31 protein-coding genes and 2 pseudogenes are annotated in these 24,787 nt (G+C 41.9%); 8 read left to right on the forward strand and 25 right to left on the reverse strand.

What is annotated here, in order from left to right; all coding sequences use genetic code 11:
• Window positions 1-55: 55 nt before the first annotated feature.
• From ACTNA4_RS09420 to ACTNA4_RS09455, 8 genes are all read right to left on the reverse strand, one after another.
• Window positions 56-220, reverse strand: a complete 165-nt coding sequence (locus ACTNA4_RS09420; protein WP_441029768.1) for a hypothetical protein — start codon at window positions 218-220, stop codon at window positions 56-58.
• Window positions 221-345: 125 nt separating this feature from the next.
• The gene (locus tag ACTNA4_RS09425; RefSeq protein WP_441029770.1) at window positions 346-1,569 is read right to left on the reverse strand and encodes a radical SAM protein; all 1,224 of its coding nucleotides are present in this window, start codon (window positions 1,567-1,569) and stop codon (window positions 346-348) included.
• 213 nt (window positions 1,570-1,782) lie between these two features.
• Window positions 1,783-3,303: a MobA/MobL family protein gene (locus ACTNA4_RS09430; protein WP_441029772.1), complete on the reverse strand. Its 1,521-nt coding sequence runs from the start codon at window positions 3,301-3,303 to the stop codon at window positions 1,783-1,785.
• Between the two features lie 324 nt (window positions 3,304-3,627).
• Entirely contained in the window at window positions 3,628-3,975 is a 348-nt protein-coding gene (locus ACTNA4_RS09435) for a complexin-2 (protein ID WP_441029774.1), read from the reverse strand.
• Window positions 3,976-3,977: 2 nt separating this feature from the next.
• Window positions 3,978-5,132: an AAA family ATPase gene (locus ACTNA4_RS09440; protein ID WP_441029776.1), complete on the reverse strand. Its 1,155-nt coding sequence runs from the start codon at window positions 5,130-5,132 to the stop codon at window positions 3,978-3,980.
• Entirely contained in the window at window positions 5,129-5,506 is a 378-nt protein-coding gene (locus ACTNA4_RS09445) for a plasmid mobilization protein (RefSeq protein ID WP_441029778.1), read from the reverse strand. Before ACTNA4_RS09445 ends, ACTNA4_RS09440 begins: the two co-directional genes overlap by 4 nt.
• Window positions 5,491-6,582 carry a tyrosine-type recombinase/integrase gene (locus ACTNA4_RS09450; RefSeq protein WP_441029780.1) on the reverse strand — a complete coding sequence of 364 codons (1,092 nt, stop codon included), beginning with the start codon at window positions 6,580-6,582 and terminating at the stop codon, window positions 5,491-5,493. The genes ACTNA4_RS09445 and ACTNA4_RS09450 overlap by 16 nt, the downstream gene beginning before the upstream one ends.
• Window positions 6,583-6,603: 21 nt before the next feature.
• A complete protein-coding gene (locus ACTNA4_RS09455) occupies window positions 6,604-6,783 on the reverse strand; it encodes a DNA-binding protein (RefSeq protein ID WP_441029782.1) in 180 nt (59 codons plus the stop codon).
• A gap of 417 nt (window positions 6,784-7,200) precedes the next feature.
• Between ACTNA4_RS09455 and ACTNA4_RS09460 the strand changes: the two genes are divergently transcribed.
• On the forward strand, window positions 7,201-7,761 hold the full coding sequence (locus ACTNA4_RS09460) for a helix-turn-helix domain-containing protein (RefSeq protein WP_441029784.1): 561 nt from the start codon (window positions 7,201-7,203) through the stop codon (window positions 7,759-7,761).
• 177 nt (window positions 7,762-7,938) lie between these two features.
• Here ACTNA4_RS09460 and guaA read toward each other — a convergent pair whose 3' ends face one another.
• The 6 genes from guaA to ACTNA4_RS09490 form a co-directional block, all read right to left on the reverse strand.
• On the reverse strand, window positions 7,939-9,480 hold the full coding sequence (guaA, locus tag ACTNA4_RS09465; RefSeq protein ID WP_441018710.1) for a glutamine-hydrolyzing GMP synthase: 1,542 nt from the start codon (window positions 9,478-9,480) through the stop codon (window positions 7,939-7,941).
• Window positions 9,481-9,545: 65 nt separating this feature from the next.
• On the reverse strand, window positions 9,546-10,553 hold the full coding sequence (locus tag ACTNA4_RS09470; protein WP_441029786.1) for a helix-turn-helix domain-containing protein: 1,008 nt from the start codon (window positions 10,551-10,553) through the stop codon (window positions 9,546-9,548).
• A 170-nt stretch (window positions 10,554-10,723) separates the two neighbouring features.
• On the reverse strand, window positions 10,724-11,020 hold the full coding sequence (locus ACTNA4_RS09475) for a hypothetical protein (RefSeq protein WP_427808839.1): 297 nt from the start codon (window positions 11,018-11,020) through the stop codon (window positions 10,724-10,726).
• Window positions 11,021-11,076: 56 nt separating this feature from the next.
• Window positions 11,077-11,937: a DNA glycosylase gene (locus tag ACTNA4_RS09480; RefSeq protein WP_441029788.1), complete on the reverse strand. Its 861-nt coding sequence runs from the start codon at window positions 11,935-11,937 to the stop codon at window positions 11,077-11,079.
• An 8-nt stretch (window positions 11,938-11,945) separates the two neighbouring features.
• Window positions 11,946-12,626, reverse strand: coding sequence for a GrpB family protein (locus ACTNA4_RS09485; RefSeq protein ID WP_441029790.1), 681 nt, complete (start codon window positions 12,624-12,626; stop codon window positions 11,946-11,948).
• A gap of 135 nt (window positions 12,627-12,761) precedes the next feature.
• Window positions 12,762-13,238 (reverse strand): DUF554 family protein, encoded by a 477-nt coding sequence (locus tag ACTNA4_RS09490; RefSeq protein WP_441029791.1) that lies wholly within the window; start codon window positions 13,236-13,238, stop codon window positions 12,762-12,764.
• Window positions 13,239-13,558: 320 nt separating this feature from the next.
• Here ACTNA4_RS09490 and ACTNA4_RS09495 point away from each other — a divergent pair, with 320 nt between their 5' ends.
• Complete coding sequence (locus tag ACTNA4_RS09495; protein ID WP_427808835.1) at window positions 13,559-13,912, forward strand: cupin domain-containing protein; 354 nt, start codon at window positions 13,559-13,561, stop codon at window positions 13,910-13,912.
• Window positions 13,913-14,089: 177 nt separating this feature from the next.
• On the opposite strand, the gene ACTNA4_RS09500 is transcribed toward ACTNA4_RS09495, so the two are convergent.
• From ACTNA4_RS09500 to ACTNA4_RS09515, 4 genes are all read right to left on the reverse strand, one after another.
• Complete coding sequence (locus ACTNA4_RS09500) at window positions 14,090-14,299, reverse strand: hypothetical protein (protein ID WP_441018722.1); 210 nt, start codon at window positions 14,297-14,299, stop codon at window positions 14,090-14,092.
• A gap of 66 nt (window positions 14,300-14,365) precedes the next feature.
• Entirely contained in the window at window positions 14,366-15,082 is a 717-nt protein-coding gene (locus ACTNA4_RS09505) for a tetratricopeptide repeat protein (RefSeq protein WP_427820698.1), read from the reverse strand.
• A gap of 198 nt (window positions 15,083-15,280) precedes the next feature.
• Window positions 15,281-15,538 carry a sporulation transcriptional regulator SpoIIID gene (gene spoIIID, locus ACTNA4_RS09510; RefSeq protein WP_427807583.1) on the reverse strand — a complete coding sequence of 86 codons (258 nt, stop codon included), beginning with the start codon at window positions 15,536-15,538 and terminating at the stop codon, window positions 15,281-15,283.
• 112 nt (window positions 15,539-15,650) lie between these two features.
• Window positions 15,651-16,103: a hypothetical protein gene (locus tag ACTNA4_RS09515; protein ID WP_441029793.1), complete on the reverse strand. Its 453-nt coding sequence runs from the start codon at window positions 16,101-16,103 to the stop codon at window positions 15,651-15,653.
• Window positions 16,104-16,239: 136 nt separating this feature from the next.
• Here ACTNA4_RS09515 and ACTNA4_RS09520 point away from each other — a divergent pair, with 136 nt between their 5' ends.
• Together ACTNA4_RS09520 and ACTNA4_RS09525 are read left to right on the forward strand one after the other, a co-directional pair.
• Window positions 16,240-16,401, forward strand: a complete 162-nt coding sequence (locus ACTNA4_RS09520) for an Arc family DNA-binding protein (RefSeq protein WP_427807587.1) — start codon at window positions 16,240-16,242, stop codon at window positions 16,399-16,401.
• A 120-nt stretch (window positions 16,402-16,521) separates the two neighbouring features.
• A complete protein-coding gene (locus ACTNA4_RS09525; RefSeq protein ID WP_427807589.1) occupies window positions 16,522-16,755 on the forward strand; it encodes a helix-turn-helix domain-containing protein in 234 nt (77 codons plus the stop codon).
• Between the two features lie 259 nt (window positions 16,756-17,014).
• Here the strand turns inward: ACTNA4_RS09525 and ACTNA4_RS09530 are convergent, their stop codons facing one another.
• Entirely contained in the window at window positions 17,015-17,344 is a 330-nt protein-coding gene (locus tag ACTNA4_RS09530) for a helix-turn-helix domain-containing protein (protein WP_427807591.1), read from the reverse strand.
• A 322-nt stretch (window positions 17,345-17,666) separates the two neighbouring features.
• Between ACTNA4_RS09530 and ACTNA4_RS09535 the strand changes: the two genes are divergently transcribed.
• From ACTNA4_RS09535 to ACTNA4_RS09545, 3 genes are all read left to right on the forward strand, one after another.
• Window positions 17,667-18,251 carry a TraX family protein gene (locus ACTNA4_RS09535; RefSeq protein ID WP_441029795.1) on the forward strand — a complete coding sequence of 195 codons (585 nt, stop codon included), beginning with the start codon at window positions 17,667-17,669 and terminating at the stop codon, window positions 18,249-18,251.
• Window positions 18,224-18,373, forward strand: coding sequence for a TraX family protein (locus ACTNA4_RS09540; protein ID WP_441029797.1), 150 nt, complete (start codon window positions 18,224-18,226; stop codon window positions 18,371-18,373). The genes ACTNA4_RS09535 and ACTNA4_RS09540 overlap by 28 nt, the downstream gene beginning before the upstream one ends.
• A 130-nt stretch (window positions 18,374-18,503) precedes the next feature.
• A complete protein-coding gene (locus tag ACTNA4_RS09545; RefSeq protein WP_427807596.1) occupies window positions 18,504-19,679 on the forward strand; it encodes a M20 metallopeptidase family protein in 1,176 nt (391 codons plus the stop codon).
• A 123-nt stretch (window positions 19,680-19,802) separates the two neighbouring features.
• On the opposite strand, the pseudogene ACTNA4_RS09550 reads toward ACTNA4_RS09545, so the two are convergent.
• From ACTNA4_RS09550 to ACTNA4_RS09560, 3 genes and pseudogenes are all read right to left on the reverse strand, one after another.
• Window positions 19,803-20,246 (reverse strand): annotated as a pseudogene (locus tag ACTNA4_RS09550) (glucuronate isomerase); the annotation flags it as partial.
• Between the two features lie 117 nt (window positions 20,247-20,363).
• Entirely contained in the window at window positions 20,364-20,963 is a 600-nt protein-coding gene (locus ACTNA4_RS09555; RefSeq protein ID WP_441029799.1) for a hypothetical protein, read from the reverse strand.
• Between the two features lie 15 nt (window positions 20,964-20,978).
• Window positions 20,979-21,347, reverse strand: a pseudogene (locus ACTNA4_RS09560) (glycosyl hydrolase); the annotation flags it as partial.
• A gap of 71 nt (window positions 21,348-21,418) precedes the next feature.
• On the opposite strand from ACTNA4_RS09560, the gene ACTNA4_RS09565 reads away from it, so the two are divergent.
• Window positions 21,419-22,876, forward strand: coding sequence for a DDE-type integrase/transposase/recombinase (locus tag ACTNA4_RS09565; protein WP_441029801.1), 1,458 nt, complete (start codon window positions 21,419-21,421; stop codon window positions 22,874-22,876).
• Between the two features lie 112 nt (window positions 22,877-22,988).
• On the opposite strand, the gene ACTNA4_RS09570 is transcribed toward ACTNA4_RS09565, so the two are convergent.
• The 3 genes from ACTNA4_RS09570 to ACTNA4_RS09580 all read right to left on the reverse strand — a co-directional run bounded on the left by ACTNA4_RS09570 (window position 22,989) and on the right by ACTNA4_RS09580 (window position 24,526).
• Entirely contained in the window at window positions 22,989-23,195 is a 207-nt protein-coding gene (locus ACTNA4_RS09570) for a helix-turn-helix domain-containing protein (protein ID WP_441029803.1), read from the reverse strand.
• Window positions 23,196-23,323: 128 nt separating this feature from the next.
• Entirely contained in the window at window positions 23,324-23,647 is a 324-nt protein-coding gene (locus ACTNA4_RS09575) for a helix-turn-helix domain-containing protein (RefSeq protein ID WP_441029805.1), read from the reverse strand.
• 30 nt (window positions 23,648-23,677) lie between these two features.
• Entirely contained in the window at window positions 23,678-24,526 is an 849-nt protein-coding gene (locus ACTNA4_RS09580; protein ID WP_427807606.1) for a patatin-like phospholipase family protein, read from the reverse strand.
• Window positions 24,527-24,787 lie beyond the last annotated feature (261 nt).

Consider the following 24,787-nt stretch of genomic DNA (forward strand, 5'->3'; position numbering starts at 1 on the left):
ATATGGATATCCCTTATCTCTCAATACCACTTCCTTCACGCAATACCGGATATTGTTACACAATTTTCTCATTAACAGCCCAAACTCTATTCAATTGACGTACTTGATTATTTCCCTCATATATATTTTCTCTACAAAAAACACTTTCTATTTCCTGTGCCTTTATTCTTTCTTCCAATTCCGGTATTCCCAACTTCTTAATTTGTTTCTCCTTTTCCATCGTTTTCCTCAATCAATCGCATCTTCATATCTTCTGGCACATTTGTTATATATCCTAGTAGAATGCTTATAATTATAAAATAATAAAAAACGCAGCAAGGAATTCCTATATCCTTGCTGCATCAATTATATGTCTAAATATTCTTTAAATTCCTCGTAGTAGTTTTCTTTTATACCTTTAATTGCCTCTATAAGGAAATATAACTGGTTATCGTCCTTATACAGTTCTCTATGATTGATTATTCTTCTCATATGTAACTCTGCTATATACAAACTTATTAGCTTATTCATTTCACATCTAGTTTTTATTCTCTGTGAAAATGTATGATTCACCAAATAATTTGCACCTGAGCATGAACTACATACCGGGAACAAATAACAAGTTTCAAGGCAATTCCTATCAACAAAATCCTCATATTTATAGAAATCAACACTGTTAATTTCTTCAAGTTCTTCTTCTGCAAACGTCAATGGTGTTATAAAACTACAAGGATATTTTTTTCCATCAACATCATAAAAAACAGTACTCGTTCCGATACCACATGATTTATGTTTTTCCACATTATCACTAGAACAAAACTCAATATGCTTGCCATACATTTGATCTAAATTCAAATCACAATGTTCTGTATAATATTCTAACAACTTACGCAATTGTTGTGACAGTATCCGCAAATCGTCCTTATTTCCCCAATCAAAATCTCCCTCGGCAAAATTAACACCATTAATATACTTAAAACCTTGTTCATGTATATATATAATATCATTTGCCAAATTTTGAATAGTACTTTTTGAAATAGTCATTTTAGGACCCTGTTTGGGCCATGTGCTAATAAAAAAAGGAATGTCTATCTTATCATAAGAATTAGACCTATTTTTATTATGTGTTTGGGGAGTTCCGTCCAAGCTTAGTCCTAATACAAATCGTTCCTTATGTTTCCTAAACCACTCCTTATCTTCGCTTGATAACACAGTACCATTGGTCGTTGCAAAAAACATAAGTCTATCATCTTTGTATTTACTCATAGTATACTCATATACATTTTTGAGTAGTTCCATTTCAAGTAATGGTTCCCCACCTATAAATGATATTTCAATCATTTTAGTTCCTTCTGGAATATTCTCAAAAATATCATCTATACATTTCTGTGCAATAGTAAAAGTCATGTGTTTATTGCTTTTGTTTTTTTGATAACAATAAACACATGACAAATTGCAACTATGTGTTACACATAAAGTTGGACTAAAACTTGTAGAATATGGGTCTTGTTTAATCTTCATATTAGTCTGTCGGACCCTGTCCATCTGCGCAAGTCTCAAAACAACCATTTGAACAACCAGTACAGTCACACATATAGACTCCCCTGACTATATCATCTGTAACCGTAATAGAACTTTGTATGCAATTCAATGCACCAATTTTACTATCATCTGATAACATAATACCCATGTCAAATACCTCCTTTATTTCTTGCCATAATTATACAACCTACATTGTTTTGTGTCATCACTAGCCAACATAATACTATATTATTTTTCGACATGAATTGTATAATCAATATTTTATCTGCCACCTTTATCCTTCCTTCTACGGTGGCTCTGTCTGCTATTTTCCCGCTCCTTTACTTCCTGTTGCTTCCTCTGCAATCTCGCTTTCATACTGTCCGCTTCTGCCTTATTTCCGGTCTGCTGTTCCCACTTTGCAACTGCCGACTGATAATCTGCATATTCCGCTTTAGAAGCCTTAAATTCAGCCAGAAACTCCTTCACATTCTTATAGCCATAACCTTGCACGATACTCGATAAATACTGCTTCATATTGGCTATCTGTGTCTTTAGCTGTTCAGCCTGCTCCTGCAACTCCTTACGCTGTTTTGCCTTGAAGATGCCCTTTGCTCCGGCAAGCTCCTTCTCCACATTCGCAAGCTGCCTCTCCCTTTCAAAAATGGCAGCATTCTGTTTCTCCAGTTTTTTATAAATATCCACAAGCCTCGGATATTTTGAAGCAAGTGCTGACTTCTTAGGCATTTCCGGCACAGGCTCACTCTTGACTTTTACAAACGATTTTATCGCCTTAACAGGTGTCTGCTCCGGCTCTGCTTTAATAACTGTTTCTATGCCCTTATCTGCCTTTTGTGAAGCCATTTTGAACACCTTGCCAATGAGAAGCTCCAGCGCATAAATAGCGGTCATAATCAGGCTTTTTAGCAGTGCCGGATTTCTTCCCGACTTCTGAATGGAAGCCTTTACTTTATGTCCGATTTCGCTCTGCTTCACTTCCAAAATCTGTCCCTCCGGCACACCGCTAATCAACGCCCTATCCACCGTCTGATTCCACATGGTACGATACTGATTATCGGTCTTTATCTGCTCTGCTTTTGGGTTGTTCTTGCCAATCTTTTTTGTAGGCAGATACACACCGTTTCTGTCAAAAACCTTGAGCTTTTGCTTGTCATCTTTTACATAAATATTGATGAGGTCAGTGTAGGAGCGTTTCACTACATCAAGGAAGCTGTCGCTCTTAAATCGGCCGTCCTTTATGGTAAAAAGATTACGCTCATATACCTCGCCCTTAGGAATAATTTTACAGCCACTCCGAAGCTGTCCGACTTCATCCAGTATCTCTTTTTTAGTGCGTACATGTTTTCCATTTTCGTCATAAAACATATTTCTTGTTGCAATCTTCTCCACAGGCTCATCAAGCAGTTTTCGCTCCGAAAAGATAAGATGGATATGATAATTGGTCTTGCGTTTGTTGTGGTGCAAAGCTGAAATACATTCCACGCCATAATTCTGCTTAAAGTGTTCTGTGAACAGTTTGAGCAACTTGCCCGGCTCATAATCTACAAAACTTTCCGGCAGAGCAATAATCAATTCTCTTGCTTCAATACAGTTTCCTTTCGTTCCGCTTTCCCTAAATTCCTCTTGATTGCACTTGGCAAGCTCCTTCCAAAATTTGCGGTCAGTTGTTTCATAAACTGCATACAAATTTTCCTGTCTTGCTTTGCTCGATATATAGCTGATTCTGCCTTTCACATTAGGCAGTTTTGACATCTGTATAAATGAATTTCTTACAATAGGCATAGCCCCCTTTCTTTGAAAAATGATAGCGACTTTTGCTATCGTGAGTGGATGCTTAAGCATCCGTTTACGAACCATCTGCCGTATCCGGCACAGCCATAAATGCGACAGCATTTATAATTTACGCTTGCGTAAATTTGCCCCCTGCAAGGGCGAAATACACAGAGTACAAATCTCCGATTTGTGCGATGGGTGTATTTCGCTCTCATACGCCGAGGGCTTGTGAGTGTAGTCCTCTTTTGCCATTACACCCTAATCCGGCTTTCTCCTTAACTGCCATATACAGGAGCGTGGCACGCTCCCGTCCTACACACCGAAGGAAAAAATTTACCATCGAAAGCTCCGGTGCATTCCCACCTTTTCCAGATACTCCTGCCTTGCCTTTTCTCTTTCTTCCTCGGTTGGAGCAGTCTTATATTTTGTGTATAAATCCCGCTTTACCATAGCTTCCAATTTTTCTTCCAAACCATTCTTTATCTGTGGTAAAACATCATCTATTTCCACCAAATGATATTTTAAAAGTGCAAAGAACAATTCCTCGGAAATCTGCACATTTTTCAATCCCATCAATCCATCCTTTCCATCATCATCCGTGACGGTCGTGACGATAGTGACGATATTTTCTATACCGTACCCGATACCTAAAATACCGTCACAACCGTCACATATCGTCACGCTTACCCTTTTACAAGCTCCAGCTTTATCATTCGTCCGCTATGCTCTCTGTTGCTTGCATAGCGGATGCCATAATTCACAAACAACTGCTCTGCTCCAATGTTTAATTTCCTTGTAAGTACATTCGGTTGCATATCCAAATCCGGCAGAAGCTGTAACAATTCCGAAGCTGTTCCGCTCCACAATGGCTGTTCCTCTGATACCACTTTTGCAACAGCTTCCAGTATTGGATCAGCCGGCTCTTTCCAAAGTTCTGTTTCTGCCTTTGTCAGCTTCCACACACATTGCTCCCTGTCAAAATCAAGGAGCAACCGTTGGTCTTGCTGGTCACGCCCAGCCACCTCTAATACAGCCTTGTTATCCGTTCTCTTCTCCTTCTGCATAACAAATGCTCCGTCCGCAGCTCCCAGCAATCCGTTAGTGCCGGAAATCATATCGAAGCTGTCAGAGGACTCCATCTTTCTTGTGTGGTGTACCACCAGCAGACAGATACCATGTTCATCACTAAAAGCTTTCAGCCTGGTTACAATCTCATAGTCACTGGCATAGCTGAATTTATCTCCACCAACTTCCCTTACCTTCTGCAAGGTATCAATGATAATCAGTCTTGCATCTGTATGCTCTTTTACGAACTGGTTAAGCTGTTCTTCCAATCCCTCATTTAGAGTTTTGGACTGTGTGGCAAAGTAGAAATTTTCACTGCTTTCCATACCAAACATCCTTGATAAACGCTTCTGCAATCTTGCATAATCATCCTCTAATGCCAGATACAAAACCGTGCCCTTCCGCACCGGATAATCCCACAAATCAAGCCCCATGCTTACATGGTAGCCGAGCTGTGCCATAAAGAAGGATTTACCTACCTTTGGTGCACCCACAAATAGATAAGTACCTGCATAAATCAGTCCATCCACAATCGGTATCTTGGGTGGATAAACAGTATCGTAAAGTTCGGTCATGGATACTGTCTCTAATCCATCAATCCTATCTCTTTTCTCTGTCGAAATTTCTGTACCGCAGCCACGATTATTTGTGGCTTGCAGATTGCCCTTATCGGGCAAATCTGCTATACTTTCCTTGTTATTTTTACATAGTGGCTGCTTCCCATCTGCGCCAACAGATGAAACCGGAGCAGTCGCTTTTTCTTTTACACTCATTCTGTGTCCTCCTTGTTTTCCGAAGGAAAATGCGAGCTGCTCTCAGCGAACAGAGGACATTCTCCCTTCAATCCGTTCATAGTTTCCGCTATCAGTTGTATGGTATAAAGCAATTCATCATTTGCTTCACTGCAACGCTCCAAACGCTTCAATTCCTCATAAATATCTGCCATCTGATTGCGCAGTGCCTTATACACTCTCGGATTGCCCTGTACCACCACATCCCGGCATTGCAACCGTCTAACAATATAATCCTGCTTAGTTAATCCCGATAATGCCACACAATCATTGATGAGCTTCGCTTCTTCCTCTGATACCCGAAACGCTACTGTCTTGTTTCTCCATCTACCCTTGTAATCTAAGGTCTTGTCCATGCTTCGTCTCCTTCCATTCTCTCCACATCCAACTTATCTGCCATTTCCGTCTGCTTCGTCGGAAATAAGTGTGCATACCGGTAAGTAATATCAATACTTTCATGTCCTACCCTTTCCGCAATTGCCAGAGCAGAAAATCCCATCTCAATTAGTAATGAAATTGCACTATGCCTTAAATCATGAATACGGATACGCTTTACTCCTGCAGCCTTTGCACCTCTGTCCATCTCATGATGCAGATACGATTTTGTAATCTGGAACAGCCTTTCATCCTCCCCAATCTCATACAACATACCGATATACTCCTGCATTTCCTCACACAAAAACTTCGGCATTTTGATTGTCCGGTTACTTTTCTTGGTTTTCGGTGTGGTAATCACATCCCTACCGTTTAACCGCTGATAGGACTTATTGATGGTCATCTCCTGACGCTCAAAATTAAAGTCCTTTGGTGTAAGGGCAAGCAACTCCCCACACCGGATTCCCGTCCAGTAGAGCATTTCAAACGCATAATAGGAAACAGGCTTATCCATCATCACATCCGCAAATTTCAGATATTCCTCTTTCGTCCAGAACAGCATTTTCTTGTGTTCCTCGCTTCCCATTGTTCCGGCTCTCTGCGCCGGATTAGAAGGCAAATGATAATATCTTACTGCATGATTGAAAATGGCACTGAGCTGGCTGTGAATGGTTTTAAGGTAAGTCGGGGAATATACTTCCCCATTCTCCCCCTTATAGGCAAGAAGTTCATTCTGCCATGCAATTACATCCTTCGGCTCAATCTCCGCAATCTTACGCTCCCCAAAGTAGGGAAGTATCTTGGTACGGATAACATGGCTTTTGGACTCCCATGTGTTTTCCTTTACCCTCTTTTTCTTATCTTCCTCGTAAATCTCAAAGAAGCTGGCAAAGGTCATGTCCAGCTTGGAATCACTCTTTAACATGACCTCATGCTCCCATGCAACCGCTTCACGCTTGGTTGCAAATCCTCGTTTCTGTGTCTGCTTACGCTCGCCCTTATAATTGGTATAGCGGTAAATGACACGCCATTTGTCTCCGTCTTTGTATACAGCCATTACATCATCTCCTCTCCTGTTTTATTCGCTGTAACATAACTTCTTGCGGAAGAAGCTGGTATTCACTCTTCCTGTAACTGTCAGATAGCCAAGCTTCTGCATTTCCGCATTCAGCTCTCTGACAACCTTGTAGGCATAGGACTTGGAAACATTAAGCTCCTGCGCCACTTCGTCCACCGTCATAAAGTTCTTGCTCTCCATGTGGTTTCCCCCTTTCTTAAAAATTCTGATTTGCCGCTCTCCCTTACAGGTTCCTGACAAGTTGCCTTGTGTGGTACTTTGTCGTGTTTCCATCTTTGGTACGCTCGCTTTCGGTCTTGGCATACTTTGCCGGATGGTATCTGCTTGGACGGTCATTTAGTTTTATGCTTAACTCTTTTTGTTTAAGTCTGTGTTTTGTATAATACTAAACATTTTCCGTTAAGTCAAGTGGTTTTCAGAAAAATATTAAACATTTTTATTTAAGTTCTTCTTGCTATCCTCATTGACACATGTTATACTATACTTAAACATTTCTGTTTTACCTAACAGATAAATGGCAACAACATGACAGGAGGCAATGCCTCTGTTCCTGCAATGGCAGTCGCATTTTCCTTCGGAAAACAAGGAGGCATAACTATGGCAATCGGACAACGAATTCGATTTTTCCGTAACAGAAAAGGCATGACACAAAAGCAGCTTGGAGAAGTTCTCGGCTTTCTTGGCAAGACTTCTGATGTCCGTATGGCACAATACGAATCAGAAGCAAGGATACCCAAGCATGACCTCGTAAAAGAAATGGCTGGTATCTTTGATGTCAGCACCCATGCACTTACCGTACCGGATATAGATACCTACATCGGTCTTATGCACACCTTTTTTGCATTGGAAGATATGTATGGACTGAAAATTGACGAAATGGATGGTGAAGTAGTCCTTCGTCTAGATAAATCCAACAATTCCACCCACGCCTCAATGGATAAGATGCTACGTACATGGCTCGCAGAAGCCAAGAAGCTGGAGAATAGCGAAAGCACCAAAGAGGAATACGATGAATGGCGTTACAAATATCCGGAACTGGATACACACCAAAACTGGGCTAAGGTTCCTTCACAGGAAATCAGCGATATGCTTCTCGCTGGATTGAAAGAAATGGAAAAAGAAGAAAAGAAAGAAGCGAAACGCAAAAAGAAAAAATAGACATCAAAAAACCTTACCAATTTTCAGTTGTCATTTCTGAAAATCAGTAAGGTTTTCTTATGCTCATAAAGTAATCTTATTCATTGAATAAGGAAAATCTGTTGCCAAAGTGTTGCCAGCGCTTAAACAAATTTGTTTGGAAGTCACATAAATACTGGACTTTTTAAGGTCTATTCCTTACTCAAACTCAATCGTCCCCGGCGGTTTCGAGGTCAGATCATACATGACTCGATTAACCCCTTTCACCTCATTAATAATCCTGTTCATGCACTTATTCAGCACTTCATACGGAATTTCCGCCGCCTCAGCGGTCATAAAGTCACTCGTATTTACAGCTCGAAGCGCCACTGCATAGTCATACGTTCTGAAATCTCCCATTACTCCGACGGATCTCATATTGGTAAGTGCTGCAAAATACTGTCCAAGTCCGGTATCGATGCCAGCTTTCGCAATCTCTTCCCGGTAAATTGCATCTGCATCCTGAACGATCTTCACCTTCTCAGCCGTTACTTCCCCGATGATACGGATTCCAAGTCCCGGTCCCGGGAATGGCTGTCTGCTTACAAGGTATTCCGGAATTCCAAGTTCTCTTCCGGCTTTGCGCACTTCATCTTTGAAGAGAAGTCTGAGCGGTTCCACGATCTCTTTGAAATCCACACAGTCCGGAAGTCCGCCTACATTGTGGTGGCTCTTGATCACTGCGGATTTTCCAAGTCCGGATTCGATGACATCCGGGTAAATGGTTCCCTGAACGAGGAAGTCTACCGCACCGATCTTCTTTGCTTCTTCTTCAAATACACGGATAAATTCTTCACCGATAATCTTTCTCTTTGCTTCCGGTTCGGTTACGCCGGCGAGTTTTGCATAGAAACGATCCTGTGCGTTTACACGGATGAAATTCAGGTCGTATGGTCCTTCCGGCCCGAATACGGCTTCTACTTCGTCGCCTTCATTTTTACGCAGAAGGCCATGGTCTACGAATACGCAGGTGAGCTGCTTTCCGACTGCTTTTGACAGAAGTACGGCTGCCACGGAAGAGTCAACTCCGCCGGACAGTGCGCAGAGCACTTTTCCGTCTCCGACTTTTTCGCGTACATCCTGAATGGTCTTCTCTACGAAGGATCCCATCTGCCAGTCTCCTTTGCATTCGCACACTTTATAAACGAAATTGGAGAGCATCTTTGTTCCTTCCTGGGTATGCATAACTTCCGGATGGAACTGAACTGCATATAATTTCTTCTCTGCACATTCCATTGCAGCTACCGGACATACCGGTGTTGTTGCGGTAATTCTGAATCCTTCCGGTGCATTTGCAATGTAGTCGGTGTGACTCATCCAGCAAATGGTGGATTCGGAAACTCCTTCAAATAAAGCGGATGCAGGATCTACCTTTACTTCTGTTTTGCCATATTCGCTCACCGGAGCAGTTTCTACGCTTCCGCCCATCAGATATGCCATAAGCTGTGAGCCGTAACAGATACCCAGCACCGGAATGCCGAGTTCCAGGATTGCTTTCTCATAACGTGGTGACGCTTCATCATAAACGCTGTTCGGTCCGCCTGTGAAAATGATTCCCTTCGGATTCATTTCCTTGATCTTATCCAGGCTCAGAGTATATGGATGAACTTCACAATATACATTACACTCTCTGACACGTCTTGCAATTAACTGATTATACTGTCCGCCGAAATCGAGGACAATTACTAATTCGTTCTTCACAAGTTTTCCTCCCTATTTTTGTTGTAATGATTTCATTATAAATGAGGTTGCAGAATTTCGCAACCTCAACATTTCTTTCTCTCATCACCTTTCACGATCAGTGCGATTCCGATCACAGCCGCATACAGGACTCCGGCACACGGCCAGACGATCCAGGTTCTGTGCCATGCATTCGTATAGAAACTGATTCCCAGATAAATTGCTGTTATAACACACCAGTAAATGCTGCTGATTCGTGCTGTTTTCTTTTGCTCCATTTTCTTTTCGTAGGTGTAATCGCCTTCCTGAAGGAGCATCTGATAGCAACCTCTCGTCTGTCCTGAGACTACAAATAAGAATACTGCTACAGATACGATGCAAAGGAGCACAACCACGCACCACATATATACCAGATCCCGATCGGTTACGATCGGTGCGGCAAAAAGTGGGACGGCACTGAGAATGCACAGAACGATTCCGACGATCGTACAGATTCGGTAGGTTCCTTCATATTCCGCCATGCGTTTGCGCACAATTCCTTCTACACCGTATTCCAGCGAGAACTGTTCTTTTTCCAGGTATTCGAATCTCTCCATCTTCATTCCGTGTAATACGAAAAATGCAGTGGCCGCCGCTACCATGAGTAAAAGTATGATCAGTCCTGCCCCTCCGGCCAGGTTTTCTGAAATACTGATTTTTGTCTCTTCTGCCAGTACTCCCAGTGCAAGAAGCGGAACAGGCGACAAAACACAGGTCATCACTGCCAATGCCATCTGTTTGGCGGATCCGATCCGTGCCTCCATAAATTCGGCAGCCTCTTCCATGCTGACTCTCCGAAGCACTGCTCCCTCTTCTACCGGTTCTGCCTGTACACTTACAATTTCAGGTGCCAGCTCGATTTCTTCTTTTAATAAGTAATCCGTACTGACTCCGAAGATTTCACTCAGTTTCAGAATCCGCTCCAGATCCGGAATTGATGCTCCGGACTCCCATTTTGAAACAGACTGCCGTGACACGCCCAACTGATATGCCAGTTCTTCCTGCGACCAGCCATTTTTCTTTCTCATTTCCATAATCTTTTCTGCTAAAATCATTTTCTGACCTTCCTTTCTGACAAGAAACTTTCTCGTTGCTTTTTTCTCATCGGGTATGTCTGTATCATAGGATATTTTCCGGTTGACAACCACCAATTGCGCTGTATAATTTGTCACCTGTCAGTTGCATCGAACGATATTCTTCTGAAAATGCCGTTCCATCTGCAGGTTTAATGTCTTTTCCCTTCCAGTCCGGCAAAAAAGAGCTCATAAAAATCATCTTCCCATTCCAGCTTCGGCGAGTTCTCTCCTCCGCCATTGGTACTTCTCTTCATCGCTGCATGAAATTCTTCCCCGGCACAGATCACATCCATTTCATAGAGCTCATATCCCAGTTCCCTGCAGACTCTGCAAAATGCTGACAGTGGCTCCGCTTCTTCCCTGGTCGCCAGAAGACGGCGTTTCCACTCTTCGTTGTGCGCTGCCCTTGTCTGTAATTCATCCAACATTCCTACTACATTCATCATTTCGGTCTCCTCCTTTTTGCTGTCTGTTTACGTTGTCTCTATAGGAAACGATTTCATTACTTTGATCGTTTACCTGCTTCTAATGGTGTCCCTGCCAGTTCATAATAGAAAATGTATTGTTGAAGCACACCTTCCACTCCTTTGTATCGGCGTTTTGGAAAGCCCCGCTTATAGTGCGCCTCCATCGCCTGATGAATATGGGTATCCACCGGAAATGCCTGCAGATGATGCAGTGCAAAAAGGCAGATACAGTCCGCCACCTTCACCCCTACACCGAAAAGCTTCAGAAGTTCTTCTTTCGCTTTTTTATAGGACATGTTCAGGATCGCATCTAAATCGATTTCGCCGCAAACGATGCTTCTGGCACTTCTCACCACATATTTGCTGCGATATCCCAGGTTACATGCTTTGAGCGCATCCTCGTCAAGTCCTGCCAGTGCTTCCGGTTTTGGAAATGCATAATAAGTCTGCCCTTTGGCATTTTCCTTCTTTTCTCCATATTCCCGGCAAATATTTTCAATGCATTTGCGGATTCTTGGAATATTATTTTGCTGGGAAATTAAGAAGGACACGATCATTTCCCATAAATCCTGTCTGAGTATTCGCATTCCGGAACCAAATGCAGCCGCATTTAGCAAATAAGTATCATTCGGATTGATCTGTGCGATATAACTTGCATAATCCGTTTCCAGATCAAAATATTCTTTCCAGAAGCCTTCAAACTCCTCTTCGGTGCAATCGAACATGCACTCTTTTCCATTTTGCAGTATTTCGAGATACCGGTCTCCTGCAATCACCTGCATCCGGATTTCTCCGGAAGCAGGATCCGTCTCGCCATGAATCGGAGTCATACGGAAGCATTGTCCCGAATCACAGATCTGATAAATACTGAAATACTCTATCGTTTTTCTAACCATTTTTCCCTCTACTTTTTCGTTTTTGCATAGCCGACTACGAGACCAAGGCACATCCCTATGCCGATACCATAGCACATTCCGAGTGACATATTTCCAAATGCAGCTCCGAACGCACTTCCCATTGCCACACCGAAACACATTCCAAGAGACATGCAGGTTCCGATATGGTTCTGCTCCTCCTGCCATGCAAGCGCCTCCTGCTCCAGCTCCTTCATAAATGCGTCTTTTTCTTCGCAGTATCCGTCATTATCATAGGTAAATTCTTCTGCAAGCCTCGTCTTTAAGTCCGCATATTCTTCTGCTTTTTCTTTGTTGCTTCTTAGATAATCCCGCACCGCCAGATGCCGCTGGATCTGGTCAGTATTATCTTTCTGAAAAATATGAATATGATGCGTCCGGTTATCTCCGCCTTTTCTGTAGAAACGTCTGCCCGGAATGCCGAATTCTCCCATGCACTCGTATCCAAGAGCTTCAAACTGTGCATTCTGTCCGTCCACAAGGGAAATGTCTTTGACCACAGGCATAATGTCGATCACCGGCTTTGCCTTTAATCCCTTCACAGAAGTACTGCCGATGTGATGAATTTCCACGCAGTTTTTTCCCAGGATTGCTTTTATTTTTTTCGCCTCTTCTTTGAACTGTTTCTCCCATTCCGGATTATAGTCCACAACCTCTATTTTTCTTGCCATGATTATCTCCCCCTCCAATATAGTATAATTATATCGTATCTCTATTAATTCATTAATCTAGAAATCTTTTAATTTCTTTGTTCCCGTTATTGATTGCGTTCCCTATATAGTAAAGCATATTTTCTCATCCAGATTCTAACTTAATATGAAATCGGCAAAAAAGCCGCTATGACCGCAAACCCAAGTGACGGAAGCCTGTTTGCAACCCTCATTTTCTTTCCCCAGACCAAATTTATTCCCACACAGAAGATCAAAATAGAACCGATCATAGAGAGATAATTCAGCGCGAGATCCGTCATGATCGGTTTCAGTAGTGTTGCCAGCAACGTGATCGCACCTTCGAACACGAAAACAGGAATTGCGGAAAACACGCATCCTTTTCCAAAAGAACAAGTCAAAACCATTTACAAAATTCTTATCTTTTGCATTTCCGGTTTTCCTCTTCAACCATTCGCCAAACCGCTCAAACCATTCTTCGATATTGATCATTTCTCCGACCAGAGCGCCCAGCGCGATACAGAGGACGACCATCATTGCCTGCCCGCTCACCAGTGCGCCATTTTCAATCTTCATCACGCCCGCCGTATTGATAGCTGTTCCTAACCCTGCCATTTTATATACCTCTTATCCGTTTCTTTCGTTCGCTGCTCCTTCCAAAGTCTTGCGCATCGGATATACATCATTTTATCTCTTTATCCTTCTTAAGACAACTGACAATTGCAGAAAAAATGACTGGGGCGGGTACTGTAGCCACTTTTGCAGATATGTACCCGTCCCTCCAGTTCACCCATCCCCGCCCAGTCACCAAAATCGAAATAAATACATATGATATATCAAAAGCGTCAAAGGTTATTTCTATGATACCTCGCAATTGCACACCACATATATCTCACGATTTCAGACCATATGTAACAAATGTCGAGCAAAAAGCAATGAACAACACCAATTTCCGTACTGCCATTTGGACGGGCCGTTACGCACAGATGACTCTGATGAGCATTCCTGTCTGTTCAGATATTGGACTGGAAATTCATCCGGAAACGGATCAGATTATTCGGATCGAACAGGGAATGGCGCTGGTGAAAATGGGGCAGCGCAAAAATGAATTGAAGTTTCAGATGGAAGTCTGCAAGGATGATACCATTTTTGTTCCAGCCGGAACATGGCATAATGTGATCAATATTGGCAGAACGCCTTTGAAAGTTTCTTCGATTTATGCACCGCCCCACCACCCGGCTGGAACGGTTCACCGCACGAAAGAAGAGGCGGAGGCGGCTCACAATTAACCGGAAGCTCCCAAATTGTGATATGCATGACGCAAAAATCCCTGTATAGTTTTCAGAATCTATACAGGGATTTTCTACTGTGCAAAATCATGCAAATGGCATCATGCTCACAATACACCAAACAGTTTCTCCCAGTGGTCATCATTTATGATCCTTTCACTGGGTGCATCTGCATTTTCAAGCATACTTTCCACGCAATTCCAAGAAAAGAAGTGGATTTTCATCAAACCTGGCTCCGATTCCATATAACGCCTTCCATTTGTCCGCTTCGAACTTTTCCTTCCACGGCAGAATTTTCTCCGAGAACTCCCCTTCCTGCTCATCCAGCAAAAATCCGTTTTTCGTAATTCGAAAACGCAGTCGCTTCTGTATTTCTACTTGTTTCATCTCCTATATCCTCTGTTCCCCGGTTTGCAAATTGCTTCCAGACCGCTTATTTTATATAAAGCAATTTTACATAAACGGCAGATCTTCATCAAAGAAATCAAAGTCATCGTCTTCCTCGTCAAAATCCGGGAAATCAAAATATTTCTCCAGATACTCTTCGTATTTCTGAATCGCCTTGTCGATCTGCTTTTTCTCTTTTTTCTTTCCTTCTGCTTCATACAATTTAGATGCAGCCGTAAACATAATATCATTTTCATCTAAACAATCTGTTTTATCAAAAATAAACTGATCCACCAGCTTCTCCGCTGCATCAAATTCTTTTGTTTTTATATAAGCGTAAACTCCTGCCGTTGCCGCCATAATATTTTCAGGTTCTTTCTGTATCCACTCTTTACAAAATCGAACCGCTTCCTCCGTTCGTCCGAGCGATTCGAGGGCAGATGATTTTCTGAATTTCAAATCAGAACCGGTATAGTCCGGCCAGCTGAACATAGTGAGCAAATCATCGCACATTTTCAGCAGTATCTCATGCTCGCCTCTCATATCCATCTCATCAAAGCAATCCTCAATCCATCCCTGAATATCGTATTCATAATCGGTAATATCATCGATCATTTCTATTTCGGATGCAAAATTCGGATTATTCTGTCTTTCTTCGCGAACAATTTCCTTCAGAAGCTCGAACGCCTGCTGCCAGCAATTTCCATCCGCTTCTGCACGAATCATATTGTTATAGCATTTTGCCGTCAGTTTATTGAATGTTTTCCATTTCTTATTCTGCATATTATTTTCCCCATATGTGTAAGTAAGTAACTCGGTTTACTGTTTGATAGAATTGCTCTAATTTTTCATTATACTCTTTTTAGGGGATGATGGAAACATAAATGTTGAAGTACTGAGAACTATTTATTGAGGGGAAACTATGTTCTGGACATGAAATGTGAAATGGTTGGGAGCACAGCAAGCTTCCAACCACTTTCTTCAATGATGTTCCATATGTAAATATTTTTCTCGGGTGGCAAGTCCACCGCGGATATGGCGCTCGGACTTGTTGAGATCCAGTATCTTCCGTGCATCTGCTGCTAAAGCCGGGTTGATCTGGAGGAGACGTTCAGTACAGTCTTTATGTACAGTACTCTTACTAATTCCAAACTGTTTTGCCGTCTGCCTCACCGTTGCGTTATTTTCTATAATATAATTTGCAATCTCCACGGCTCTTTTTGCAATATAATCCTTCAAAAAAATCCCCCTGCAAACATTGTTTTTACAATGTATGCAGGAGCCGTTTATAAATATTCGATAATTTCTTTTTCCTCATATACTTTTAATCAAAAGCAGGAGTCTTCTCATGCTAAGATAAACTATAATAAAAAACAATTTTCACAAGTTTATCTGCCGGCACGATCATAATCTCTTTCGTCGAACACATCAAGTCCCGGAAATCTTGTATCACACTCTCCTCCACATACTCATTGATTATCATGGCATCGCCGGTAAATTCAATTGTTCCTACATATCCTTTTTCAGAATCTATCTCCACATTTAAGAAGAGTTCCTGTGCCACATGAAGTGCTTTCTTTGCCATTTTTTCAAAATGTTTTACTCGTTCCTGACTTATATTGTTCAGCTTCGCATCTATTTTCATTTTCGCCATTTCAACTATGGCCTGTGCCTCCATCAGTTTCTGTTTTTTATCCCTAATTTGTTCTTCCTCACTCATTTTACACATCTTTGCCTTGACTTTCTCTTCAATAATCCTGTCACTCATCTTAGATTCCTCATAATAAAGCCTTCTAATTTTCATTCAAAAATACTCCCTTTTGATAAATATAGTGTACTTATTTTAAGTCCATTTATGACATCATAACACTTTCTATACTTAAAATGAACTTATTGTACAAACTTAAATATGTACTCATTTTAAGTAGGAAGGATGTATTATGGAAAAAGAGAAACATTTAGGATTGCGAATAGATGCAGAAACACATCAGAAATTAAAAAGCCTGGCTGAATTTGATGGCCGTTCTATCAACGGTGAGGTTCTTTATTTAATTCGTCAGGCCATCATCCAACATGAGCAGCAGCAAGGACCATTAAAATAAATCTAATAAATACCATTCTCTTCCATATTTTGGACTAATTTTAGTCCCATTATATCATTTTCAACCGCTATGATAAACAGAATAGGACTAATTTTAGTCCACTTTTTTGAGGATGATATTATGGAACAAAAGATAAAACAATCTAATGCAAATATTGGAAAGAATATAAGGGAAATACGTTTAAATGCTGGCATTGGCCAAACGGAATTGGTTGGCCAGTTGCAGCTTCATGATGTAAATATGACTCGTGAGACCCTGGTTAAAATCGAACGCGGAATTCAACATATTACTGTCTCCCAGCTAAAGGGAATACGTGACTGTCTGAATACTACTTATGATGAATTATTAAAATAGAGTTACTACGACGAATCTTAACGCATAGTTCTGTCCTCATCTCAATTCCTTTAAATTCTCCCCAAATCAGGTGTCCACAAGGAGCAATCTCCCGGTACCGCGGCATTTTTCGAAGGATATGCCATTGATACTCCGTCTTATTCTGCCTCAGTCTTAGCAATACATATTGTATGTAGTCTTATTGTAACGCAGCTGAGCCCCAAAATCATTCAATTCATAATTGAATTAACTCTTACGATGGCTCAACAAAAAAGCAGCCTTAAGCTGCCTCTTCCTTTAATTTCATATAATATAACAGAATTCTGTCGGGTATCTTCTCCCATTTTATTTCATAACGATTATCTACATACATTATACCAGGATGTTCTTCCTGCTGACCTACGATCAGCGAGTCCATTGAAACATTCAGCAGCCTGCTTAAGCGATACAGATTATCCAGACTCGGAAGACTTTTTCCTGAAAACCATGCGTAAACAGCCTGAAAAGATCCAACGAGTAACTTCTCTTGAATATCTTTCACGGATATATTTCTTACCTTGCACATTTCTTTAATTTTATGCCCTGTTTTTTTTATATCAATTTCCTGCATTCGCTTTCTCCTTTTCGCCTAAAAGCATTATCTTCTTTTTATTAGATCATCCAATTCCTGCATTTCATCCTCTTTGTTTAACTGAAGTATATCATCTATATATTTATAATTCAATCCAGACATCAGAAAAGGGGGAAATTCTAATTTCATTTTCTTTTATTGATATATTTTCATTCCCGCAAAAAGACGGATTCATCATTTTTCGCTTTCTTTTTAACACTTCATACTGTATAATGGAGCCACTATCCAAAACTTTTTAACATTTTTACTTGAATACCATGAAGGGAGATGAAAATAATATGAAAGAAAAAATCAACAATCTATGCAGCAAAGTTCAGTTTCTTTCAGGGCATGGTTAAAGCTAATCGCCATCACATCCATGCTTATTGACCATGTAAACAAAGCACTGATTTATCCAAATCTGACTTCAAATGACGGAGTCCTTACTGTTGTGAGTAATCTATTTGACATTATCGGCAGAATTGCATTCCCATTGTTTTGTTTTTTGCTGGTTGAAGGTTATTTCAAAACCCGAAGCCGAAAGAAATATCTGTTTAATTTACTGTTATTCGGTGTAATATCAGAAGTACCTTTTGATATGTTTACAACGGCATGTTTTTTTAATATGAACTGGAATAACGTCATGTTCACTCTGGCGTTTGTTCTCATGACAATATGGAGTATAGACATTTTAAAAGAAAAAATGCAGAAGCTGCCAAAAGTGCTTTGGTATTTTGTATCGTGGATTATTATTATCATAATGTGCATAGCTGCCATATATTTGAGTCTTGATTATGAGCACCACGCTATTTTAATCGGTTATTTCTTTTATCTGTTCCATGATGTGCCGCTCTTTGCATTCCTTTTGGTTACGCTTCCATGTATACACAGCCTTGGTCACTTTTAGGCTTTGGTCTGACACTTACATATAACGGCGAGCGTGGCAAACAGAATAAAATGCTTAACTATTGGTTTTATCCTGCCCATTTGCTCACCCTTGGAATACTCCGCCTTTACCTTGGTATTTAGTACAATGAAATACCATCGCTGCTCCGTTACACTCTTAAGGACTTATTATATCATAAAAATTTTATAATTGTACCCTGCAAATTGTGCTACAATACAATTATTCACCAATTTAAGAACAGGAGGAGATTTCATGATGGGAAATGAATTATTAAAAGAGGCTGCCGAACTGCAGGGACAACTTGTTGAATGGAGAAGATCGCTTCATCAGATTCCGGAGACGGGAACAACTCTCCCTCAGACAATTGCATTTATCAAAGCGAGATTAGACGAGATGGGAATTTCATACAAAGTATACGAAGATATTTCATGCATTGAAGCAACGATCGGTTCGGGGGAAAAGTGTTTCATGCTCCGCAGTGATGTAGACGCACTTCCTGTGACGGAGGAAGCTGATGTACCGTTTAAATCCACCAATGGCTGCATGCACGGATGTGGTCATGACATGCACGGAACTTTCTTGCTGGGTGCGGCAAAGCTCTTAAAAGCGCATGAAGATGAATTAAAAGGAACGGTTAAATTGTTATTCCAGTCAGGAGAGGAAGTATTCCAGGGTGCTAAAAAAGCTGTAGCGGCAGGTGTGCTGGAGAATCCGCATGTGGATGCTGCTTTTGCAATGCATGTAATCGCAATCATTCCGAAGGGTATTATCATGACCGGCAAAGAGCCAATGTCTTCTGTAGACGGTTTTAAAATCACACTGATCGGTCATGGCGGACACGGCTCTATGCCGGAAGCTTGTGTTGATCCGATCAACGCAGCCGTTCAGGTCTATCTTGCCCTTCAGTCACTGATCGCACGTGAGATCGGCGGAACGGAAGAAGCTGTTCTTACAATCGGCCAGCTTGCTGCAGGCGATGTATCGAATGTAATTCCTGAGCGTGCCGTTCTTCAGGGAACTCTTCGTACCTTTAAGAAAGAGGTTCGCGAAAGACTTGTTAAACGAATTGAAGAGGTTGCCAAAGGTGTTGCCATGACTTACCGCTGCCAGATGGAATATGAAACCTTAAGTTCGTGCCCAAGTGTCGTTACAGATGATGCCGTAACTGCTCTGGTAGAGGATACCGTTAAATCCATGCTGCCGCAGATTCAGGTCATTCGTGGCGGCCACGGAATGGGCTCAGAAGATTTCGCTGAAATTACCGATAAAGTGCCTGGTTCTTACTACATGATCGGTGCCGGACCGGAAGATCCTTCCAAACGTGTTGGGCAGCACAATCCAAAGGTTTTATTTAACGAGGATATCTTATCCACAGGTGCGGCAATCTACGCTCAAGTAGCAATGAACTGGCTAGACAAGAACGCATAAATTCTTTGTAATTTGTATAAAAAAAAATTTCCTTGCAGGCCATTTTGAATCATGGCTGCAAGGAAATTTTTATTTACCGGTCTTCTCTCCCCTCATTTTTCCTTTCGTCATATCCTGCATGGTTTATAACTCAAATCCAAAGTATTTTACTGCATTATTATAAGAAATTCCGCATACGATCTTTTCCAATGCCTTGTAGTCCGCCGGGTATTCTCCGTTTTCTACCCATCCGCCGATCAGTTCGCGCATGATTCTATGGAAATACTCATGTCTTGTGTAGGACAGGAAGCTTCTGGAATCTGTCAGCATTCCCACAAAGTTTCCGAGCAGCCCGAGATTTACCAGGGATGTCATCTGCGCGATCATTCCCTGCTTGTGATCGTTGAACCACCATGCACTTCCCTGTTGGATCTTGCCGGCAGCCTCTGTTCCCTGGAAGCATCCGAGGATCGTTCCGATCGCCTCATTATCATTCGGATTCAGGGAGTAAAGAATCGTTTTCTGAAGTTCATCCGTCGCGATCAGTGAATTCAGGGAATCTGCCGTCTCGGAACTTGGCGCATGGGAGAAATAGGGACGTTGCATCTTGACACGATGTTGGGGGCAAAAGCCATGTCTTTAAACAAATGTATTAATTGTTTGTGAATTGCACGAAATATTACGTCAAAATCCTTTGCAACGTCCCTATTTCTCTCCTTCCGGAAAGATAATCTTGAATACAAAGAAGAAGATTACCATGGAAACTCCACCTGTAATGAAGGTTACGAGCAGATTATAAACTGCAGGCGGAACATATGCTGATGCGATCGGCATCCATAAATTATTGAATCCGTTACATATCAGCGATATTACTACCCATGCGATAAAGTACCACATTGCCTGGTAAAAAGGATTTCCTTTACTCTTAAAAGTGATATTTCTCTGCAGAGGAAAATTAATGCATTGCGCAAGAAACGAACCCATTTCGTAACTGATAAAATATCCAAGTCCGCCCCCTATCATAACCGCTCCGCTGGCATCACGAAGTACGTTATATCCCAAAAGGCTCCATGTAAAATCCACTCCGAAGAGATGCATTTCTTTCTGTGGCCACATGAATTCTGTTCCGGCAAGGCCGATTCCGAGGATCCCCGGCATGAATGTGAAGACCAGATACTGGAATACGGTAACGCCCATGCTGAACACAAAGAAGTAAAAAATCTGATATACCCATTTTGCCAGTTTGGGATGTTTTTCTTCAAATCCACCCCAAATGCTCATCCATTTTTCTTTCAAATTACCCATTTTTATACCTCACTTTTACTTACGGGAAATTTTTGCTGTGTAGGCTTTATTTTCCTTTGAATTTTTAAAGAAGCCTGATATGATCTGTTTCATTCCCCGGAAGAAATGTCCGTTGACTGCTGTCACCATTCCTCTGACCATGTCCATGCTTACCATTCCGTTTGTCATTTTGGCAATTCCACGGAACGGCATATTGTAAATGAAGAGAATATTCAGATCCGGTTTTCCTTTCTCTTCACTTTTTTTCTTAAGGTTGGTTAATATCTTATATATCAGGCGTGCGGCCGGACTCTTTGCGTAATACATCTGACAAATCGCATCGTTCATTCCCAATTCTCCACCCCATTTTCCGTCCGGAATCTCATGCCCGAGAAGTTTTTTGAAGAGCATTGACCTCCCTTTTCGTGTATAATGAGTTCACCACAAATCCATTACCTCGAAAGGAGCCAATGCTCATGGACATTATACAATACTTACTCTCAATTATTCAATATCTTTACCAGCAAAACTGCTGGCTTCTCAACTTTATCTGCAGATACATTCCTCTTAAGCAATGGGCTTTTGATGATTCCCATTCTCCCAAATACCAAAAGTTCAAGATTGATGAACTCCCTCTGATCACCGACTTCCGCCAGGACTGGACTTACAAGGATCTAATCCCTTACTACGAAAAACGTTATGGTAAGAAGATTCGCCCTGTCATCCGCCGATCAGAATGTAATATTCCTGATGACTGCACCTGCCCCCGCTGCAATGCACCGAAACCATTCCTATACAAAAACAACGGTTCCAAAGGTCAGCTGCTCTGTAAGGTCTGCGATGCAAGGTTCTCCCCGGATGCAAGTCGATTCTCCTCTGTGAAACTACGCTGTCCGCACTGTGGCAATACTCTAGTCCCAAAGAAAGACCGCAAGCACTTTATCGTCCATAAGTGTGTCAATCCCAAATGCCCTTACTATCTCCACAACCTCAAAAAAGTGGATAAGGAAGATCTAAAAGAGGATTACGGCAAAAATAAATATAAGCTCCACTATATCTACCGTGAGTTCACGATGGATTTTTTCAGCATGGATTTGTCTACCCTGCCAAAGAATGCCTCTTCCTTGAAATTCAGCAAGCACAACGCGCATGTCATGTCCTTATGTCTGACTCTTCATGTTAACCTCGGTCTTTCCCTGCGCAAAACTTCTCAGGCTCTCAAAGACCTATATAACATCAGCATCTCCCATCAGCAGATCGCCAACTACTGCAAGACTGCCGCCGTCTGCATCAAACTTTTTGTTGATCAGTATCCCTACGAAAAGGGGGATGTGTTCACAGCTGACGAAACCTACATAAAAATCCGTGGTATCAAGACCTACATCTGGCTCATCATGAATGCCGCCACCCGATCCATCATCGGCTACCAGGTTTCTGACAATCGTGGTGTCGGTCCCTGCATCCTCGCCATGCGTATGGCTTTTCAGGGGCTTGCAAAGCTTCCGGAAAACTTTAAATTTATCGCTGACGGATACAGCGCCTACCCACTTGCCGCAATGGAATTCGGAAAGAAGTTCGGAAAAGACTTTACATTCAAAATCACTCAGGTTATTGGACTTACCAACGACGATGCTGTTTCTACAGAACACCGACCATTCAAACAAATGATTGAACGGCTGAACCGCACCTATAAGGCTTCTTATCGTCACACAAATGGTTTTGACAACATCGACGGTGCCAACTACGACCTTGCTCTCTGGGGTGCTTACTATAACTTCCTTCGTCCGCACAAACACAATAAATACAAAGTTCTAAACGAAGTGGATCTGTTGCAAGGTGCTGACAACATGCCAGGTAAGTGGCAGCTTCTCATCTTCCTTGGCCAGCAGACCATCCTGAAACAACAACACGGTGAAGCCGTTAACTGTTCTTAGATTCCGAGCCGGAAGGAAAAACAGCCACCGGAAGGGTGGCGTACACTACCAATCACTAACATATCTGCAATTTTCAAGGTTCATCTGAGCCTATTTTTATTACTCAGTTTTTTCATAGATTACTTGACACTACCATTAATTGATCCATAGAAAGGCCAAACACTCTGGAAATCGTAATGATCATTTCCAGATCGGGAAGATTCTTATTGTTCTCCCAGTTTGAGACGGCCTGCCTGGATACATTCAGCTTTGCCGCCATCTGCTCCTGTGTCAGTTTGGCGTCTTTCCGAATCTGTCTGATCTGTTTCCCGAAATCCATCGTTCTTCCTCCTCTCTACGTTTCAATCTTACCCTTTGGCGTACCGTTTTATCAAGTAAGCCACTCTTGCATCGCCGATTTCCGGCGCTTTCGTCACTTGCGTGGTTCCTCAATCCGTATAAATACAGCTAAACCATTCTGCCCTGAATCCTCTCCACCAACTTCTTATAATAACACTGTACTCTTTTAGCAAAATTCCTCTGCCCATCATTTCTCTTCAACTCTCTATTCCCACACAGCATATCATCGATCGGCACCTGCAGTAGTTCACTCAGCGCATAAAGATTATCGATGGTGGGCATACTGCTGCCATCCAGCCAGTGATAGACACTCTGCACACTGCCAAGTTCAAGGTATTCCTTAACATTTTTCACATTCAATCCTCTTTTTTTCATAAGAGCCTTGATTCTTCTTCCTGTTTTTACTTTATCTATTGTTGGATATGAATACAAATATGTCCCTCTTTTCATTGAACTTATCGTTTAAATGTCAAAGCAAACTTCTTTTATCTTCTCCAGATTCTTCACCGTCTCATCGTATCCATACTGATAGATCCTGTCGATTTTCTCCAGATCTTTTTCAAATGAATCAATCTGTACTTCTTTCGTCGGCCTTAAGATCACGGCTCTTCCTTCCCGCTCCAGCTTCTCGCAGTAGGCAACCGTCTCATTATACATCATGTGCCTTGTCATCAGCGGACGCACCAGTTTAGGGAACTTCTTGCGGAGCGCCTTCGCTGCCGCGACATTCGCCTTTGACAGTGTTTTTATATATCCTTTCGGCCTTGTAAGAACGATCAGCATCTTCGGATGTCCGTCCGCCTCCGCCTTGCGCACCGGAATCGGATCACAGATCCCGCCGTCATAATACTTCTTCCCATTCAGTTCAATTGCCGGGAACACGAACGGGATCGCGCAAGTTGCCTTGAGCATGCCACAGGTCTCTTCCAGATCTTTTCCATCCAGATATTCCGCTTCCCCGGTTTCGGCATTCGTAACGCCCACACGCACTTCTGTCGGATTGTTCCGGTAAGTCTCCCAATCAAACGGATAAATCTCTTTCGGTATGGTCTCATATGCATACTTCAGGCCAAACAGGCTTCTGTCCGTCAGGTAATTCCGAAGCCCCACATACCGTTTGTCATGTCGGTGATTCATCAGAATATGATAGTTTCTCTTTTTCTGCTTTGAAACATACGAAACTCCATCGGTGATCCCCGCCGAAACTCCAATTACATAATCAAAATTTACATCGTTATCCAACAGTGCATCCATGACACCGCAGGAAAATATAGGTCGGAAGGTTCCCCCTTCCAGTATCAGTGCGTTCATTTTCTGTCATTTCTCCTTCGTTATAGCCGAGCAGCTATTTCTTAGCCCCTCTGCCCTTCCTTATTTCAAGATAAATTGTCTATTCTCCACTTCTTCAACCGGGTCATACTGGTCCAGCGAACGATCCGTAATCAGATTAACTGCCAGTGAAATACACAAGACTCGCCGTCCTACTTGAACAGTATAACATTTATAAAACATAATAAAAACAAAATTTCTGTGAAATCTTTTCGGACTGACACACATATTTCCTCTGTGAAA

This window comes from Bariatricus sp. HCP28S3_A7, from assembly GCF_052066375.1.
Taxonomy (GTDB): Bacteria; Bacillota; Clostridia; order Lachnospirales; family Lachnospiraceae; genus Allocoprococcus.